Source organism: Pseudomonas sp. AP42, assembly GCF_001728935.1.
Lineage (GTDB): Bacteria > Pseudomonadota > Gammaproteobacteria > Pseudomonadales > Pseudomonadaceae > Aquipseudomonas > Aquipseudomonas lactis.
The window spans coordinates 26,560-40,872 of record NZ_LYSO01000033.1; the positions used below are offsets into that span (position 1 = coordinate 26,560).

General features: G+C 61.1%; 14 protein-coding genes. 3 read left to right on the forward strand and 11 right to left on the reverse strand.

Annotated features, from left to right (window positions below; genetic code table 11):
• Positions 1–121 precede the first annotated feature (121 nt).
• Complete coding sequence (locus tag A7K61_RS14295; RefSeq protein ID WP_003195372.1) at positions 122–688, reverse strand: mechanosensitive ion channel family protein; 567 nt, start codon at positions 686–688, stop codon at positions 122–124.
• Positions 688–2,598, reverse strand: a complete 1,911-nt coding sequence (abc-f, locus tag A7K61_RS14300; protein WP_047712050.1) for a ribosomal protection-like ABC-F family protein — start codon at positions 2,596–2,598, stop codon at positions 688–690. The genes A7K61_RS14295 and abc-f overlap by 1 nt, the downstream gene beginning before the upstream one ends.
• Positions 2,599–2,648: 50 nt before the next feature.
• On the opposite strand from abc-f, the gene A7K61_RS14305 reads away from it, so the two are divergent.
• Positions 2,649–3,113 carry a TIGR02444 family protein gene (locus A7K61_RS14305; RefSeq protein ID WP_047712051.1) on the forward strand — a complete coding sequence of 155 codons (465 nt, stop codon included), beginning with the start codon at positions 2,649–2,651 and terminating at the stop codon, positions 3,111–3,113.
• On the opposite strand, the gene A7K61_RS31375 is transcribed toward A7K61_RS14305, so the two are convergent.
• Positions 3,110–4,315, reverse strand: coding sequence for an AlgP family protein (locus A7K61_RS31375; RefSeq protein WP_083263096.1), 1,206 nt, complete (start codon positions 4,313–4,315; stop codon positions 3,110–3,112). The genes A7K61_RS14305 and A7K61_RS31375 overlap by 4 nt on opposite strands.
• A 192-nt stretch (positions 4,316–4,507) precedes the next feature.
• Here A7K61_RS31375 and A7K61_RS14320 point away from each other — a divergent pair, with 192 nt between their 5' ends.
• Positions 4,508–5,185 carry an FKBP-type peptidyl-prolyl cis-trans isomerase gene (locus tag A7K61_RS14320; protein ID WP_069557811.1) on the forward strand — a complete coding sequence of 226 codons (678 nt, stop codon included), beginning with the start codon at positions 4,508–4,510 and terminating at the stop codon, positions 5,183–5,185.
• A gap of 52 nt (positions 5,186–5,237) precedes the next feature.
• On the opposite strand, the gene A7K61_RS14325 is transcribed toward A7K61_RS14320, so the two are convergent.
• From A7K61_RS14325 to A7K61_RS14355, 7 genes are all read right to left on the reverse strand, one after another.
• Positions 5,238–5,696, reverse strand: coding sequence for an Rsd/AlgQ family anti-sigma factor (locus tag A7K61_RS14325; protein WP_044269777.1), 459 nt, complete (start codon positions 5,694–5,696; stop codon positions 5,238–5,240).
• A 209-nt stretch (positions 5,697–5,905) separates the two neighbouring features.
• Positions 5,906–6,427: a disulfide bond formation protein B gene (locus A7K61_RS14330; RefSeq protein WP_044269779.1), complete on the reverse strand. Its 522-nt coding sequence runs from the start codon at positions 6,425–6,427 to the stop codon at positions 5,906–5,908.
• A gap of 236 nt (positions 6,428–6,663) precedes the next feature.
• Complete coding sequence (locus A7K61_RS14335; protein WP_069557812.1) at positions 6,664–7,905, reverse strand: heme biosynthesis protein HemY; 1,242 nt, start codon at positions 7,903–7,905, stop codon at positions 6,664–6,666.
• A 5-nt stretch (positions 7,906–7,910) separates the two neighbouring features.
• The gene (locus A7K61_RS33740; protein WP_034134043.1) at positions 7,911–9,026 is read right to left on the reverse strand and encodes a uroporphyrinogen-III C-methyltransferase; all 1,116 of its coding nucleotides are present in this window, start codon (positions 9,024–9,026) and stop codon (positions 7,911–7,913) included.
• Positions 9,027–9,044: 18 nt separating this feature from the next.
• The gene (locus A7K61_RS33745; RefSeq protein WP_069557813.1) at positions 9,045–9,803 is read right to left on the reverse strand and encodes a uroporphyrinogen-III synthase; all 759 of its coding nucleotides are present in this window, start codon (positions 9,801–9,803) and stop codon (positions 9,045–9,047) included.
• Positions 9,800–10,741 (reverse strand): hydroxymethylbilane synthase, encoded by a 942-nt coding sequence (hemC, locus tag A7K61_RS14350; protein WP_044269783.1) that lies wholly within the window; start codon positions 10,739–10,741, stop codon positions 9,800–9,802. Before hemC ends, A7K61_RS33745 begins: the two co-directional genes overlap by 4 nt.
• Before the next feature lie 139 nt (positions 10,742–10,880).
• Entirely contained in the window at positions 10,881–11,627 is a 747-nt protein-coding gene (locus A7K61_RS14355) for a LytTR family DNA-binding domain-containing protein (RefSeq protein WP_047712056.1), read from the reverse strand.
• A 501-nt stretch (positions 11,628–12,128) separates the two neighbouring features.
• On the opposite strand from A7K61_RS14355, the gene argH reads away from it, so the two are divergent.
• The gene (gene argH, locus A7K61_RS14360) at positions 12,129–13,523 is read left to right on the forward strand and encodes an argininosuccinate lyase (RefSeq protein ID WP_020302866.1); all 1,395 of its coding nucleotides are present in this window, start codon (positions 12,129–12,131) and stop codon (positions 13,521–13,523) included.
• 100 nt (positions 13,524–13,623) lie between these two features.
• Here the strand turns inward: argH and A7K61_RS14365 are convergent, their stop codons facing one another.
• Positions 13,624–14,283: a glutathione S-transferase family protein gene (locus A7K61_RS14365; protein ID WP_069557814.1), complete on the reverse strand. Its 660-nt coding sequence runs from the start codon at positions 14,281–14,283 to the stop codon at positions 13,624–13,626.
• Positions 14,284–14,313: the final 30 nt, after the last annotated feature.

Here is a 14,313-nt window from a genome sequence, read left to right on the forward strand (position 1 = left end):
CGACCAAAGGCTGGCTATAGATTTCTGTAGGAGCGAGCTTGCTCGCGAAAAATGCACAGGCGATGCAGGCTGACTGCTAGCGCTGCGTTATCGTTGACGGTCTTCGCGAGCAAGCTCGCGCCTACAGGATGTTGGTGCCAGAGCCGGGCCAACGGCGTACCGAGCGCTGGAAGAACAGGCTATTGGGCACCTGCACCATCGCGCTGTTGGTCCCGGCTTCCTCGACTTCGATCAGCGTGGTGTAGAGCAAGTTGATCGCCACGACCCGGCCCTTCACGCCCGGCTTGTCGACGGTGTCCACCAACTCGACGATATCACCCAGGCGAAACGGCCCGACGGTAAAGATCAGGATCGCGCACAGCAGGTTGGACAGCACCGACCACATGGCGAAGAACGCCACGGCCGCCACCGCGACAAACCCCGACAGGGCCGTCCACAACACCGTGGCAGACACACCCAGGCGGCCCAACACAAAGATCAACGCACTGCCCATGATCAGCCAGCGCAAGCCGCCGCGCAGGGGCATCAGCAATTGCGGCGGGAACGGGTAGCGCTCACCCAGGCGCGTAAGGCCCTTGGCGACAAAGCGCTGGGCCAGGTAGCCGGCCAGCAGGATCAGCAGGATTTGCACGCCGATCCAGATGGGCTCGATCCATTGCACCGGTACCGGTAATTGCAACGCCTCCATCAGGACAGCGCCTCCAGCTGCGCTTGCAGGGTTTCGAGCAACTCGAGGGCCTCCATCCAGGTTTCCTCCAATTGCCCCTCGCGCACCTTGAGCTTGGCCTGTTCGGCCAGCAAGTCACGCAGCTCGTCCTTGCGCGCCGCCTCGTACACAGCGCTGTCGCCCAGGCTGGCTTCGATCTTGGCCAGGCGCTCATGCACCTTGCCCAGTTCGGCTTCCAGCTTGTCGGCTTCGCGCTTGTGCGGTGCCAACTGCTGGCGCAGCGCGGCGGCGGCCTGGCGCTGGGCTTTCTTGTCGGTTTTGTCCGGGTTGACCGGCGTGTTGCTGGCCGGCGCGTTGCGCAGGCGGTATTCGGTCAGCCAGCGCGCGTAGTCGTCCAGGTCGCCGTCGAACTCTTCGACCTTGCCGTCGGCCACCAGCAGGAAGTTGTCGGTAGTGCTCTTGAGCAGATGACGGTCGTGAGACACCACCAATACCGCACCGCTGAATTCCTGCAGGGCCATGGTCAGCGCCAGGCGCATCTCCAGGTCCAGGTGGTTGGTCGGTTCGTCGAGCAACAGCAGGTTGGGACGGTCCCACGCGATCAGGGCCAGGGCCAGGCGGGCTTTTTCGCCACCGGAGAAGTTCAGCACGGGCTCGTCGATGCGCGCGCCACGGAAGTCGAAACCGCCGAGGAAGTCGCGCAGGGTCTGCTCGCGCTCGGTCGGCGCCAGGCGTTGCAGGTGCAACAGCGGGCTGGCCTTGGCGTCCAGCGAGTCCAGTTGGTGCTGGGCGAAGTAACCCACCACCGTGTTCTCCCCCCGGGTGAGGCGGCCGGCCAGCGGCTCAAGCTCACCCGAGAGGTTCTTGATCAGTGTCGACTTGCCGGCGCCGTTCGGGCCGAGCAAACCGATGCGGGCGCCCGGCGTGAGCTGTAGCTTGACCTTCTCCAGGATGGTTTTGTCGCCGTAGCCCAGGCGAGCATCCGAGAGGTCCAACAGCGGGCTGGAGATCTTCACCGACTCACGGAAGACAAAGTCGAACGGCGAATCGACATGAGCCGCCGACAGCTCTTCCATGCGTTCCAGGGCCTTGATCCGGCTCTGCGCCTGGCGGGCCTTGGTGGCCTGGGCCTTGAACCTGGCGATGTAGCTTTCCATGTGCGCACGTTGCGCCTGTTGTTTTTCGTAGGCCTGTTGCTGCTGGGCCAGGCGCTCGGCGCGGGCGCGTTCGAACGCGGTATAGCCGCCACGGTAAAGGGTGATTTTCTTCTGTTCGACATGGGCGATGTTATCGACCACGGCGTCGAGGAAATCCCGGTCGTGGGAGATCAACAGCAAGGTGCCCTGGTAACTTTTGAGGAAGTCTTCCAGCCACAGGATCGCATCGAGGTCCAAGTGGTTGGTCGGCTCGTCGAGCAGCAACAGGTCCGACGGACACATCAGCGCTTGGGCCAGGTTCAGGCGCATGCGCCAGCCGCCGGAGAAATCGGCGACCGGACGGTCCATCTGTTCGTTGGTAAACCCAAGGCCAGCGAGCATCTTGCGAGCGCGGGCGTCGGCGGTGTAGCCGTCGGCGCTGTCCAGCTCCGAGTGCAGGCGCGCCTGGGCGGCACCGTCCTGGGCTTTTTCGGCTTCGGCAAGGTCGTGTTGCACCTGACGCAGGCGCAGGTCGCCATCGAGCACGTAGTCGATGGCGATGCGGTCCAGGGTGTCGATCTCCTGGCGCATATGGGCGATGCGCCAGTCGGCCGGCAGCAGGCAGTCCCCGGAATCCGGGGTCAGCTCACCCAGCAACAGGGCGAACAACGTGGATTTTCCGGCGCCGTTGGCACCGATCAGGCCGGCTTTGTGACCGGCGTGCAGGGTCAGCTCGGCGTCTTCAAGAAGACGTTGCGGGCCACGCTGTAATGTTAGGCTTTGAAGTCGGATCATAATGGCGGCGGAGTCTACCAGCTTCGTTGGCCGCTGGCTTGGGTGTGAATATGTGCGCTGACCTGTGGAGCTTTGCCCTTTCGACCTATGCCCGCCCGGGCGTGGAGGCCGCGTGCCTGCGCTTGCAGGAGCAAGGGGCAGACGTGTGCCTGTTGTTGTGTGGTGCTTGGCTGGAGCAACGAGGTGTGGCGTACAAGCCCGAACGCATTCAGGCATTGCAACAGATCGCTCATCCGTGGCGGGTGCAGGTTGTCGAACCGTTGCGACAAATGCGCGTGCAATGGCGCGCCTTGGCCCAGCAGGATACGCAATTGGCATCGCTACGCGAGCAGGTCAAGACACTGGAGCTGGAGGCCGAAAGAACGCTGCTGGCGCGCTTGGAAGCGCTGGTGCAGGCATGGCCGATCAATGAGGTGCTGGGTCAGCAAGAATGGCTTGAAGGCCTGGCGACCGAAGCCGCCAACCTTGACCACGACGCGCTGCTGCAATTGCGCGTCATGGCCACCAACACTTAGGAAGCGCTGGTTGGGGTGGTGCTTGGCGCTACCGGTGCAGGGGTGCTGCTGGCCGATGCTGTTGGAGCGGTGGCTGCTGCCGGGGTGGCAGTGGGGGCTGCTGGAGTGGCTGGCTTTGCGGGCGCTGGCTTGGCAGCTGGCTTCGCGGCCGGTTTTGCGGCAGCAGGTTTAGCGGCTGGCTTGGCGGCTGGTTTGGCAGCAGCAGGTTTAGCGGCTGGCTTCGCGGCTGGTTTGGCAGCAGCAGGTTTAGCGGCTGGCTTCGCGGCTGGTTTGGCAGCAGCGGTTTTAGCGACTGGCTTGGCAGCTGGTTTGGTGGCAGCGGTTTTAGCGACTGGCTTGGCAGCTGGTTTGGCGGCAGCAGTTTTAGCAGCTGGTTTGGCAGCTGGTTTGGCAGCAGCAGGTTTAGCGGCTGGCTTGGCAGCTGGTTTGGCGGCAGCAGTTTTAGCGGCTGGCTTGGCAGCTGGTTTGGCGGCAGCAGTTTTAGCGGCTGGCTTGGCAGCAGCAGTTTTAGCAGCTGGCTTCGCGGCTGGTTTGGCAGCAGCAGTTTTAGCGGCTGGCTTCGCGGCTGGTTTGGCAGCTGCGGTTTTAGCGACTGGCTTGGCAGCTGGTTTGGCAGCTGCGGTTTTAGCAGCTGGCTTAGCGGCTGGTTTGGCAGCAGCAGTTTTAGCAACTGGCTTCGCGGCTGGTTTGGCAGCAGTGGCTTTAGCAGCTGGTTTGGCGGCAGCGGTTCTAGCAGCTGGTTTGGCGGTTGGTTTGGAAGCAGCGGTTTTAGCGACTGGCTTAGCGGCTACTTTTGCAGGCGTACGAGCACCCAGTGCTTTAGCTACGGCTTCCTTCACACGGCCAACGCCCTGAGCCAGTTTCAGGCTTTCTTGAGCGTCTTTTTTGAGTTGGGAAATGTAGCTGCGGGTTTCGGCTTGGCGATCCTTGAGAGCATCCAGCAGCTCTTCAAGTTCTTTGACCGCGCCTTTGGCTTTGGCTTGGGCCTTGGACTTGCCGGCAGTGGCAGCGTCTTGCAGTTTGGTACGGGACTTGTGCAGTTTTTCTTGCGCTTTACCGCGTTGCTTTTCCAGTTTGGCGAGCAGTTTTTCTGCATCAGCCAAGGCTTGGGAGCACGCGCTTTCCAGATGTTCGAGCAGGCTGCCCGAAAGTTGTTGGAGCAAGTGCAACGGGGTATTTACAGGCTTCTGTTTGGCCGACATGGTTTACCTCCTGGCTGACGTGGGTGCGGCTCATACTAGCCCTCTGCTCTTACCGCCGCTAGGGCATGTTGACAGTATCCTTTGCCTTGCGTTGCACCGTGCGAAAATTCTTATCGATATAACGGAAAACCGCGCCACTTTTTACGCACTCGCACTGGCATAATCCGTCGCACTTTCGCCGGGAGAATGCCCATGTCGCGTTACCTTTTTCTAGTGTTCGGCTTGGCGATCTGCGTGGCCGATGCAAGCGAGCAGCCCTCGTCAAACACCACCGCCGTAGCCCCGCACGACCTTGCCTATAGCCTGGGCGCAAGCCTTGGCGAACGGTTGCGCCAGGAAGTCCCCGACCTGCAGATACAGGCCCTGCTCGATGGACTCAAACAAGCCTACCAAGGCAAACCACTGGCGCTGGATAACGCGCGCATTGAACATATCCTCGCCCAACATGAAGCGCAGAATGCCGCCGACGCCCAACTGCCGCAAAGCGAAAAAGCACTCGCTGCCGAGCAGCAATTTCTCACTCGGGAAAAAGCCGCCGCCGGCGTTCGTCAGCTAGCCGACGGCATCCTGCTCACCGAGCTGGCAAAGGGCACGGGCAACAAGCCGTCGGCCAGCGATGAAGTACAGGTGAAATACGTGGGCCGACTACCTGACGGGACGGTCTTCGACAAAAGTACGCAACCGCAATGGTTTCGCCTGGACAGTGTGATCAGCGGCTGGAGCAGTGCATTGCAACAGATGCCGGTGGGTGCGAAATGGCGCCTGGTGATTCCTTCGGCACAGGCCTATGGCGCAGACGGCGCAGGTGAGTTGATCCCACCCTATACGCCGCTGGTATTCGAGATCGAACTGCTCGGCACTCGCCACTGACCCATAAAAAAACGGTGCGACATTCGCACCGTTTTTTATCTCGCCATCAGGTTCAAGCCTGGGTGGCGGGTTCTTCTTTGTGAGCGTTGTGCAGCACTTCGATCAAGCAATCTTCCAGCTCGAAACGCTCATGCAACAGCGCGCCCAATTCTTTGAATTTTTCCGCAACACATTTCCCGGCATCACACAGGTCGGTGAACGCCAGCAGCTTTTCAGTAATCACATCGATGCGCGGATAAATCGTCTCGGCCAACTCCAGTCCACGCTGATCATCGAAGGCTTCGGCCTCCTTGGTCAGTTGCTCGTAGACGCCGAAATGGCCGGCAGACACGTAGTCCACCAGCACACCGCAAAAATCTTGCAATGTTTCGCGATTCTCACCCAACGCTTCGGGCTTGGCGCCGAGAGCATCAAAGGCTCCAACCAGTTCGTGACGTGCCTGCAACCAGCTGTCTATCAGCTTGTGCACACCACCCCAGCGTTCCTGAGCATTCTGACAACGTTCCAACATGATGATCTCTCTTCCCTATTGGGGCGCCGCAGCTCTGTACCTGCGCAACACTTCAAGGATGAAGCAGCAGACGGACAAGGCCGCGTCTGACAAGCGGTTTGGATAACGCGTGCGGGCCAGATTATGCCCGCATGACTATGGCTTCAAGGTACGCAGGAGAGAATGTTCATACAAGTGTTTAATCCGCTCCTACAACCTGGGTCCCGTATTCAAGGCGTTGCGAGGCGAAAATGCCTGCCGAACAACAACCGTGACACCTGCATGAGCCCCAGGATCAGCATCGCCACGAAGAACAACAGGCTCCACTCAGGCAGGCTCAGGTCAAATAGCGTCCAGTTGATTTCGACACAATCGACCGTGCCATTGAACACCGAGCGCATTGCCTGCCAGACAGACAGGTTTTCAAGCATGTGCTGCAGACTGGGCCAGCAATCCCCCACCTGACTTGCCGGCCTGTTCTGCAACAGCACTTGCCGGCCTGCGGTGATGGCGCCCAGCAACGCACAGCCCATACTCGCCAGCCCGTAAAGGCAAAGGCCGGAACGCCCAGGCTTGTGAAGCACGGCAATCAGGTTGATCAATGCAAAAGACGCGAGGAACAGGCGCTGTACCTGGCATAGAAAACACGGTCGTAGCAGCGCGCCGTATTGAAGGTAGAAAGACGCGCCCAACGTCAGCGCACCCGCCATGAACGCCAGGAAAAACAAAGAGCGTAAAGGGGCCAAAGACATTGTTTATCCGCACTGCAAGAGATAGGTCGCTACGGTAGAGGAAAGGCCCGACCCCTTTCAATACGCCCTAGAGCAGACATTTCCTCGAAAACATAAGGACATCCCGCCACGAGCCCGAGGAAATTCAGTTACAACAAGTAGGAATTAGCAACAAGGCCAGTTAAACCGAGTGTTTGCAGGGCTTGAAGGATCGGGGAGAGGATCGGTCCGAGCCAATCCACTCACCCTTTCCTACTTCAAACTCGTGCAGGCACCGGCAGTGGCGAGGACAGCAGACGATTGTCGAGCAAGCCCAAGCCCTCCTGAAACAGCTGGTTGCTGCGCTCGGTGTCGCCCAACTGGGCCAGCAGGCGAGCCAGTTCGGCGCAGGCTTCGGGATTGCGCTGTACTTGCAGGCTGCTTTCCAGATAATCGCGCGCCTTGCCCCAGAGACTGTTTTGCAGGCACAGACGGCCCAACGTCAACAGCAGGCTGGCATCGCCTGGATGGTCCTTGAGCCAGCCTTCGGCAAACTTCAATTGACGCGCAGGGTCACTGCCGCGCAGCAGGCCATACAGCCGGATCAAGTGACTGTCGTAACCGCGCTTGAGCGCACCACGCAGCACTTCTTCGGCCTTGGCATCGGCGCCCAATCGACGCAGTTGGTCGGCATACGCCAATACCAGTTGTGGCTGTTGGCGCTGGGCAGCGGTCAGTTGCTCCCATGCGCGCTCCAAGGACTGCAACCCCGCCACGCCTTGCTCTTCACGCTGGGCCGCCAGGCTCAGGTTCTCGCCCCACGCGCGTCGCTCCAGCTCGGCCAGCTCATTGGCGGGCAAGACTTTGTCCTTGCGCAGTTCCGGCAGCAGGCGAATCACCGACGACCAATCGCCACGCTGCTGATGCAGGCGTTGCAACTGTCGCAGCACTTGCGCGTTATGCGGATGACGCTCATGCATCGCCTGAAGGGTGACCAGAGCGCCTTCCGTATCGCCTCGATCCATCTGCAATTGCGCATGGCTCAGTGCAATGGCCAGTTCGGCCTGGGGCTGGCGCTCCAGCGCGCGCTCCAGCAAACCGTCGGATTCCTCATAACGACCCTGCTCATTCGCCGCACGGGCCGCGCCGATGTAATACAGCAAAGGTTGACGCTCTGCTTCGGCGGCGCGGTGCAGGTGGCGTTCGGCGCTGGCCCAGCGGCCCTCGGCGAGGTCCATCTGGCCTTGCTCGATAGCAATCTGCACACGACGGCTGCGGTTGCGTCGTGACCAAGGGTTGACCACGCCACCGGATGTGGTGACCAGGCTCCACAACACACGAATCAGGTAAATCGCCAGGCCAATGGCGAACAGCGCCACCAATGTCGCCCACAGGCTTGATTCGTAATGCAGCAAGTGAGGATAGGTAATCAACACGTAGCCGGTGTGCTTCGAAATGCCCACGCCCAGGGCCAGGGCGAGCGCAATTGCGAGCACCAGGATCACATAGAAACGCTTCATCAGCTCTACTCCTGGGTCGCCGGTTTGCCAGCCGAGGCCTTGGCTTCGTCGGCAGACAGATGACGACGCTCAAGGTACGCCTGCACAGCAGCCAGGCTCGCGGCCAGGTCAGGCGTGACCACCGACACGGCCTTGGGCTCGAGCTCGGCAATACGCGCCAGCATCGCCTTGCTCTGCGGGTTGTCCTGGTTGAAGTTGTCCTGCAACACGCTGCGCGCTTCTCCCAGCGAGCGGCTGTATACCGCCGCCTCGCCGTTAAGCGCAGCCCACTGGGCTTGCTCCAGCGCCAGGCTCAAGGCCAGCCGCACTTGGTTCAAACCTTGGCCTGCCAACAATGGGCGGATGTTGTCATCCGGGTTGAAGTCGATGCGGAAGTAACGGGAAATCTGCTCCCACCATTGGCTCAACTGGTTCTGCGTATCGCTGGTGGGACGCCCCTGGGAAGCGGGCTCGGTGAGCTGATACTCCGGGGCAATCGCCGCAAGCTGCACCACTTGGTCACGCAAGGCGGCCAGTTGCAGGTACAGGCCGGTACGGTCCGGTTGCTCGGTACTGCGCAGCGCAGCCAGGCTCTTGGCCAGTTGCTCGCGTGCGGCGAAAGACCCTGGGTCGCTCTGCTCGCGAAGAATCTCGTCGGCACCCTGGACCAGCGACTGAGCACTGTTGATATCTTGCAAGGCGGACAAACGCAAGCTGGCCAGACGGATCAGATGCTCGGCCTCGGCCAGGCGCCAATCTTTGCGGCTGGCACCCAACACGGTTTCCAGACGCTGGTTGAGGCGCTGTTGATCACCCTGTAACTGAGTGACCAGACGGCGACGTTCTTCCAGCTCATCCGCACCCGGCAACTGCGCCAGGCGGGCGGCCAACTGTTGCTGGCCTTGCTTGAGGCTCTGGGACTGGTCATCCAGGGTCTGCACCTGGCCCAGCTGGTGCTGGCTGCTGGCTTGCAGGGCACGGACCTGCCAGATCCCCCAACCGCCGGCGGCTACGCCCGCAGCGCCCAACAGCAAGGCGACGATGGCCAGGCCATTGCCACGGCGTGGCGCGCTGACCGGTGTCTCGACCGGCGCATCAAGCGCGGGCTGAGCTTCATCTTTAGGCAAGGCTGTTTCGCTCACGTATCCGTCCTTTGCGTATCAGAGAGTGGGAACGGGATAGCTCCCTAACGCCACTAACAAAGCCGCGGCACTCGCGCCGCGACAATCCACAACTTTTTCTGCACCCGCGGCCCGCGCCATTTCATATACACGCGGGCTGGGCACGAACAACGGCAGCTGTGCCACCTCTGGCCAATCGGGACCGGCCAACGCGTGCAAGTGTAAAAAACCCTGCCCACTGCTGACCACCAGGCCGTTCAAGCGTTCCAACTGGATGCGTTGCATCAGCGCGCCCTTCTCATACACCGGAAGAAAACGCCGATACAATTCCAGGTAGTCGACACTAGCACCTTGCTCGCGTAAACGCTCTGCCAGCAACTCGCGCCCGCCCTCGCCACGCAGAATCAACACCCGGGCGCCCGGCACTGCAATAGCCTCGCGCAAGGCAGGCAGTTCAAGCAAGGCCTCGCTGTCATCGCCCGTGGCGGGACAGTGAACCTGGAGGCCATGATCGGCCAGTATCTGGGCCGTGGCCGCGCCGACACTGAACCAGGGCATGGGTGGCACACTGCTCCCCAACTGCTGCAACGCCAGGCGCGCGGCCGGCTTGCTCACCACGATGACGGCGCAATAGCGCTGCAGCGCGCCAAATACCGCGTGGTGTTCAGCGGTCACCGGCAACGCTTCGGTCTCCAGCAAAGGCAGGCAACTGCTGTAAATACCCGACTCGGCCAATACTGCCGCCAGGGCCGTCGACTCCTCGGCAGGCCGCGTCAGCAGCACTCGCCAGTCGGTCACTGCGGGCCGGCCTCGCCATAGACTTTCTGCAAAATGGCACCCGCGCCTTTTTCCAGCAGTTCCTCGGCAACCTGAATCCCCAAGGCCGTGGCATCACGTTGCGGCCCACGCACCTCGGCGGTCAGCAGGTTACCGCCGTCCGGATCACCGACCAGGCCACGCAGCCACAGGTTCTCACCTTCGAGTACGGCATAGCAGGCGATGGGCACTTGGCAGCCACCGTTGAGGTGTTTGTTCAAGGCACGCTCGGCGGTGACGCGCACTTCGGTGTCCGCGTGATCGAGAGGTTTTAGCAGTGCATGAATTTCGCTGTCGGCGGTGCGGCATTCGATACCGACTGCGCCCTGCCCGCCAGCCGGCAGGCTGTCGTCGACGCTGATGGCCGAGGTGATGCGGTCTTCAAAGCCCAGGCGGATCAGGCCGGCAGCGGCGAGGATGATCGCGTCATATTCGCCGGCATCCAGCTTGGCCAGGCGTGTGTTGACGTTGCCACGCAAAAAGCGGATCTGCAGGTCAGGACGCCGCGTCAGCAACTGCGCCTGGCGACGCAGGCTGGAGGTGCCGACGATACTGCCCAGCGGCAATTCGTCCAGGGACGCGAAGGTGTTGGAAACAAAGGCGTCGCGCGGGTCTTCGCGCTCGCAGATGCAAAAAAGGCCCAGGCCTTCAGGGAAGTCCATGGGCACATCTTTCATCGAATGCACGGCGATGTCGGCTTCGTTGTCCAGCAGCGCGGTTTCCAGCTCCTTGACGAACAGGCCCTTGCCGCCGATTTTCGACAGTGGCGAGTCCAGCAGCTTGTCGCCGCGACTGACCATGGGCACCAGGGATACCTTGAGGCCGGGATGGGCCTGTTCAAGGCGTGCTTTGACGTATTCGGCCTGCCACAAGGCCAAGGCGCTTTTACGGGTGGCGATGCGGATTTCGCGAGAGGACATGGATCAATCCGTACTGAATAGATACGGCGGATAATAACAGCTCAGGCAAATACGCTTTGATTTGAATCAGGCAAGTGCGGGGCCTCCCTGGCCACATCGCACCGGGATAAGGAACGCAGACCGCGCCGCAGCCCTCGGGCTAAAGCTGCTGCATCATCTTGCGCACGCCAGCGACATGGCGTCGGCTGACGATCAACGCATCGCCATTGAGCCCCTTCAGGAATAGCTGAAAGTGCCCCAGAGGCGTGCGCTGCAGGCGCTCGATGCGTTCACGGGCGACCAGCGCGTTGCGATGAATGCGCACGAAACGTTCGCCAAACTCGTCTTCAAGGGCCTTGAGCGGTTCATCGAGCAACACTTCACCGGTCTCGTGGCGCAGGGTCACGTATTTGTGATCGGCAATAAAGTAGACCACCTGGCCGAGTGGGATCAGCTCGATGCCCTTGCGGGTACGCGCGCTGATATGGCTGCGCGGCCCGTTACCACTTTGCGCAGCCGGCTGCGTCAAGGCAGCCAGTTGGGCACGGCTGGGGCGCTCGGCTTTTTTCAGGGCCTTGAGCAAGGCTTCGGCCGTGGCCGGCTTGATGAGAAAACTGACACCGCTGTCTTCCAGCGTCTGTGCAGAAAACTCATCCTGCGCCGCACACAACACCACGGCGGGCGGCGATTCGCGTTCACTCAAGCGGGCGGCGACTTGCAGGCCGTCGAAACCGGGCATGCGGATATCGAGCAGCACTACATCCGGCTTGTGGCTGTCGATCAGCGTCAACGCCTCTTCGCCGCTGGTGGCAATCGGTTCAAGGACTGTATAACCCTCGAGTTCACTGACCAGACGGCTCAGTCGCTCGCGGGCTTGGGGTTCGTCATCAACGATCAGGACATTCATATTGCGCTGGATTCCTGCGTGAGTCTCGCACAAGGATAGCGTAGACAGGTGCGGTGACTGACGTCACAGCGATCCACGCTAAGACTAGCGCGAGCGGCAAAAAGTGCCCTGAGAATGGCACCCAAATTTACCCGGACCTGTTCAATAGCGCCCAAGACCCGCTGCCTCCGGGCATCGTCGTAGGGTTCACTGATAAACAATCCGAATACCCCCCTGTTTAATGGATAGTCTGGTTATGACCGCATCACCCGACTTTGGTGCATTCACACACTATCAGTCCAACTGTAGACGCTCACCGAGGCGACATTGCTCAATCGTCAAATATCGTTTCAATAAGTACCTGCCCCCAGTCTCGTCCCGGATGCGGTCGGCGGCAAGGCACTTAGCCATCTCTTACACAAATAAAATTGCCGGCCACCCGCAGCACCGCGTCCACGGGCAACCCTGTTATGATCGCCAGCACACCTTCATGCCTCTTTTAAGCAGATCACGAGCGAATCCATGAGCACCGACAAGACCAACCAGTCCTGGGGCGGCCGCTTCAGTGAACCCGTCGACGCCTTCGTCGCGCGCTTCACCGCCTCCGTCACCTTCGATCAACGCCTGTACCGCCACGACATCATGGGCTCCATCGCCCACGCCACGATGCTGGCCAAGGTCGGCGTGCTGACCGATGCCGAGCGTGACAGCATCATCGACGGCCTGACCACCATCCGCGGTGAGATCGAGGCAGGGACGTTCGACTGGCGCGTCGACCTCGAAGACGTGCACATGAACATCGAGGCACGCCTCACCGATCGCATCGGCGTGACCGGCAAAAAATTGCACACTGGCCGTAGCCGTAACGATCAGGTCGCCACCGATATCCGCCTGTGGCTGCGCGATGAGATTGACCTGATCCTGGGCGAAATCACCCGCCTGCAAAAAGGGTTGCTGGAGCAGGCCGAGCGCGAATCGGACACCATCATGCCCGGTTTCACTCACCTGCAGACCGCACAGCCTGTGACCTTCGGCCACCACCTGCTGGCCTGGTTCGAAATGCTCAGCCGCGACTACGAGCGCCTGGTCGATTGCCGCAAGCGCGCCAACCGTATGCCGCTGGGCAGCGCTGCACTGGCCGGCACCACCTACCCGATCGACCGTGAGTACACCGCACAACTGCTGGGTTTTGACGCCGTGGGCGGCAACTCACTGGACGGCGTGTCGGACCGGGACTTCGCCATCGAATTCTGCGCCGCGGCCAGCATCGCGATGATGCACCTGTCGCGCTTCTCCGAAGAGCTGGTGCTCTGGACCAGCGCGCAATTCCAGTTCATCGACCTGCCGGACCGCTTCTGCACCGGCAGCTCGATCATGCCGCAAAAGAAAAACCCCGACGTGCCAGAGCTGGTGCGTGGCAAGAGTGGCCGTGTATTCGGCGCACTGATGGGCCTGCTGACCCTGATGAAAGGCCAACCACTGGCCTACAACAAGGACAACCAGGAAGACAAAGAGCCGTTGTTCGACGCCGCCGACACCCTGCGCGACTCGCTGCGCGCCTTTGCCGACATGATCCCGGCGATCAAGCCCAAGCACGCGATCATGCGTGAGGCGGCCCTGCGTGGGTTCTCCACCGCGACCGACCTGGCGGATTACCTGGTGCGCCGTGGCCTGCCGTTCCGTGACTGCCACGAAATCGTTGGCCACGCCGTGAAGTACGGTGTGGACACCGGCAAAGACCTGGCGGAAATGAGCCTGGAAGAACTGCGCCAGTTCAGCGACCAGATCGAGCAGGATGTATTTGCCGTGCTGACCCTGGAAGGCTCGGTGAATGCCCGTAACCATGTGGGCGGCACTGCGCCAGCACAGGTCAAGGCAGCGGTCGTGCGCGGCCAGCAATTGCTCGCCAGCCGCTAAAAGCATCGCAGGCAAGCCAGCTCCCACACTTGATTGGGTTCACACATCAAAACGTGGGAGCGGGCTTGCCCGCGATGGCGCTCTTACAGCTGCCAAAGATTTATTTTTTGGCTGCAATCATCGCCATGAACGCTGGCATCGCCGCCTGCCTGTCCGCCTCTACCTTTTGCGCGTTGGGCATCTCATTCAGGCGCGCCAACAACGCCTTCGCTTTCGGCAACTGCGCCAGCAGGTCCAGCCCAAACAGCTTCTCGCCCACACCGCAGGCCAGGTTCAAGCTGTACATGAAATACAGGTCCGCGAGGGTGAAGCTCTCCCCTGCCACATAAGGCGCGAACTTAGCGTGCCGGCCTAACGTACCGATCCCAAGCAACAGCTCGGCCCTGGATTTTTCCTTGATCGCCTCCGGCACCGACATGCCGAAAAAAGCCTCGGCGAAACACGCCCGTGCAGGCAGTTCGATGTACAGCTCGATCTCACGGCACAGCGCCAGCACCTGTGCCCGCGCAAACGGGTCGGCGGGCAGCAGCGCAGGGCCTTCCTGGCTCTGCTCCAGGTATTCGAGGATGACGCTGGTTTCGTTGATGAACCCCTGCTTCACACCCAGCACCGGCACTTTGCCGCGGGGGCTGACCGCCAAGGCTTCGGGGGTTTGCCCGGCGTAAAAAGGCACTTCTTCGAAGGGCAGTCCTTTCTCCAACAGCGCCAGCTTGACCATGTTGTAGTAGTTGCTGACCGAAAATCCGTAAAGCTTGAGCATCGCAAAGCCTCCAGGCCGGGTGCGGGGTTG

Coding starts and splice junctions, on each gene's coding strand:
- A7K61_RS14295 (WP_003195372.1), bottom strand. CDS start 688: ATGGAGGCGTTGCAATTACCGGTACCGGTGCAATGGATCGAGCCCATC.
- abc-f (WP_047712050.1), bottom strand. CDS start 2,598: ATGATCCGACTTCAAAGCCTAACATTACAGCGTGGCCCGCAACGTCTT.
- A7K61_RS14305 (WP_047712051.1), top strand. CDS start 2,649: ATGTGCGCTGACCTGTGGAGCTTTGCCCTTTCGACCTATGCCCGCCCG.
- A7K61_RS31375 (WP_083263096.1), bottom strand. CDS start 4,315: ATGTCGGCCAAACAGAAGCCTGTAAATACCCCGTTGCACTTGCTCCAA.
- A7K61_RS14320 (WP_069557811.1), top strand. CDS start 4,508: ATGTCGCGTTACCTTTTTCTAGTGTTCGGCTTGGCGATCTGCGTGGCC.
- A7K61_RS14325 (WP_044269777.1), bottom strand. CDS start 5,696: ATGTTGGAACGTTGTCAGAATGCTCAGGAACGCTGGGGTGGTGTGCAC.
- A7K61_RS14330 (WP_044269779.1), bottom strand. CDS start 6,427: ATGTCTTTGGCCCCTTTACGCTCTTTGTTTTTCCTGGCGTTCATGGCG.
- A7K61_RS14335 (WP_069557812.1), bottom strand. CDS start 7,905: ATGAAGCGTTTCTATGTGATCCTGGTGCTCGCAATTGCGCTCGCCCTG.
- hemC (WP_044269783.1), bottom strand. CDS start 10,741: ATGTCCTCTCGCGAAATCCGCATCGCCACCCGTAAAAGCGCCTTGGCC.
- A7K61_RS14355 (WP_047712056.1), bottom strand. CDS start 11,627: ATGAATGTCCTGATCGTTGATGACGAACCCCAAGCCCGCGAGCGACTG.
- argH (WP_020302866.1), top strand. CDS start 12,129: ATGAGCACCGACAAGACCAACCAGTCCTGGGGCGGCCGCTTCAGTGAA.
- A7K61_RS14365 (WP_069557814.1), bottom strand. CDS start 14,283: ATGCTCAAGCTTTACGGATTTTCGGTCAGCAACTACTACAACATGGTC.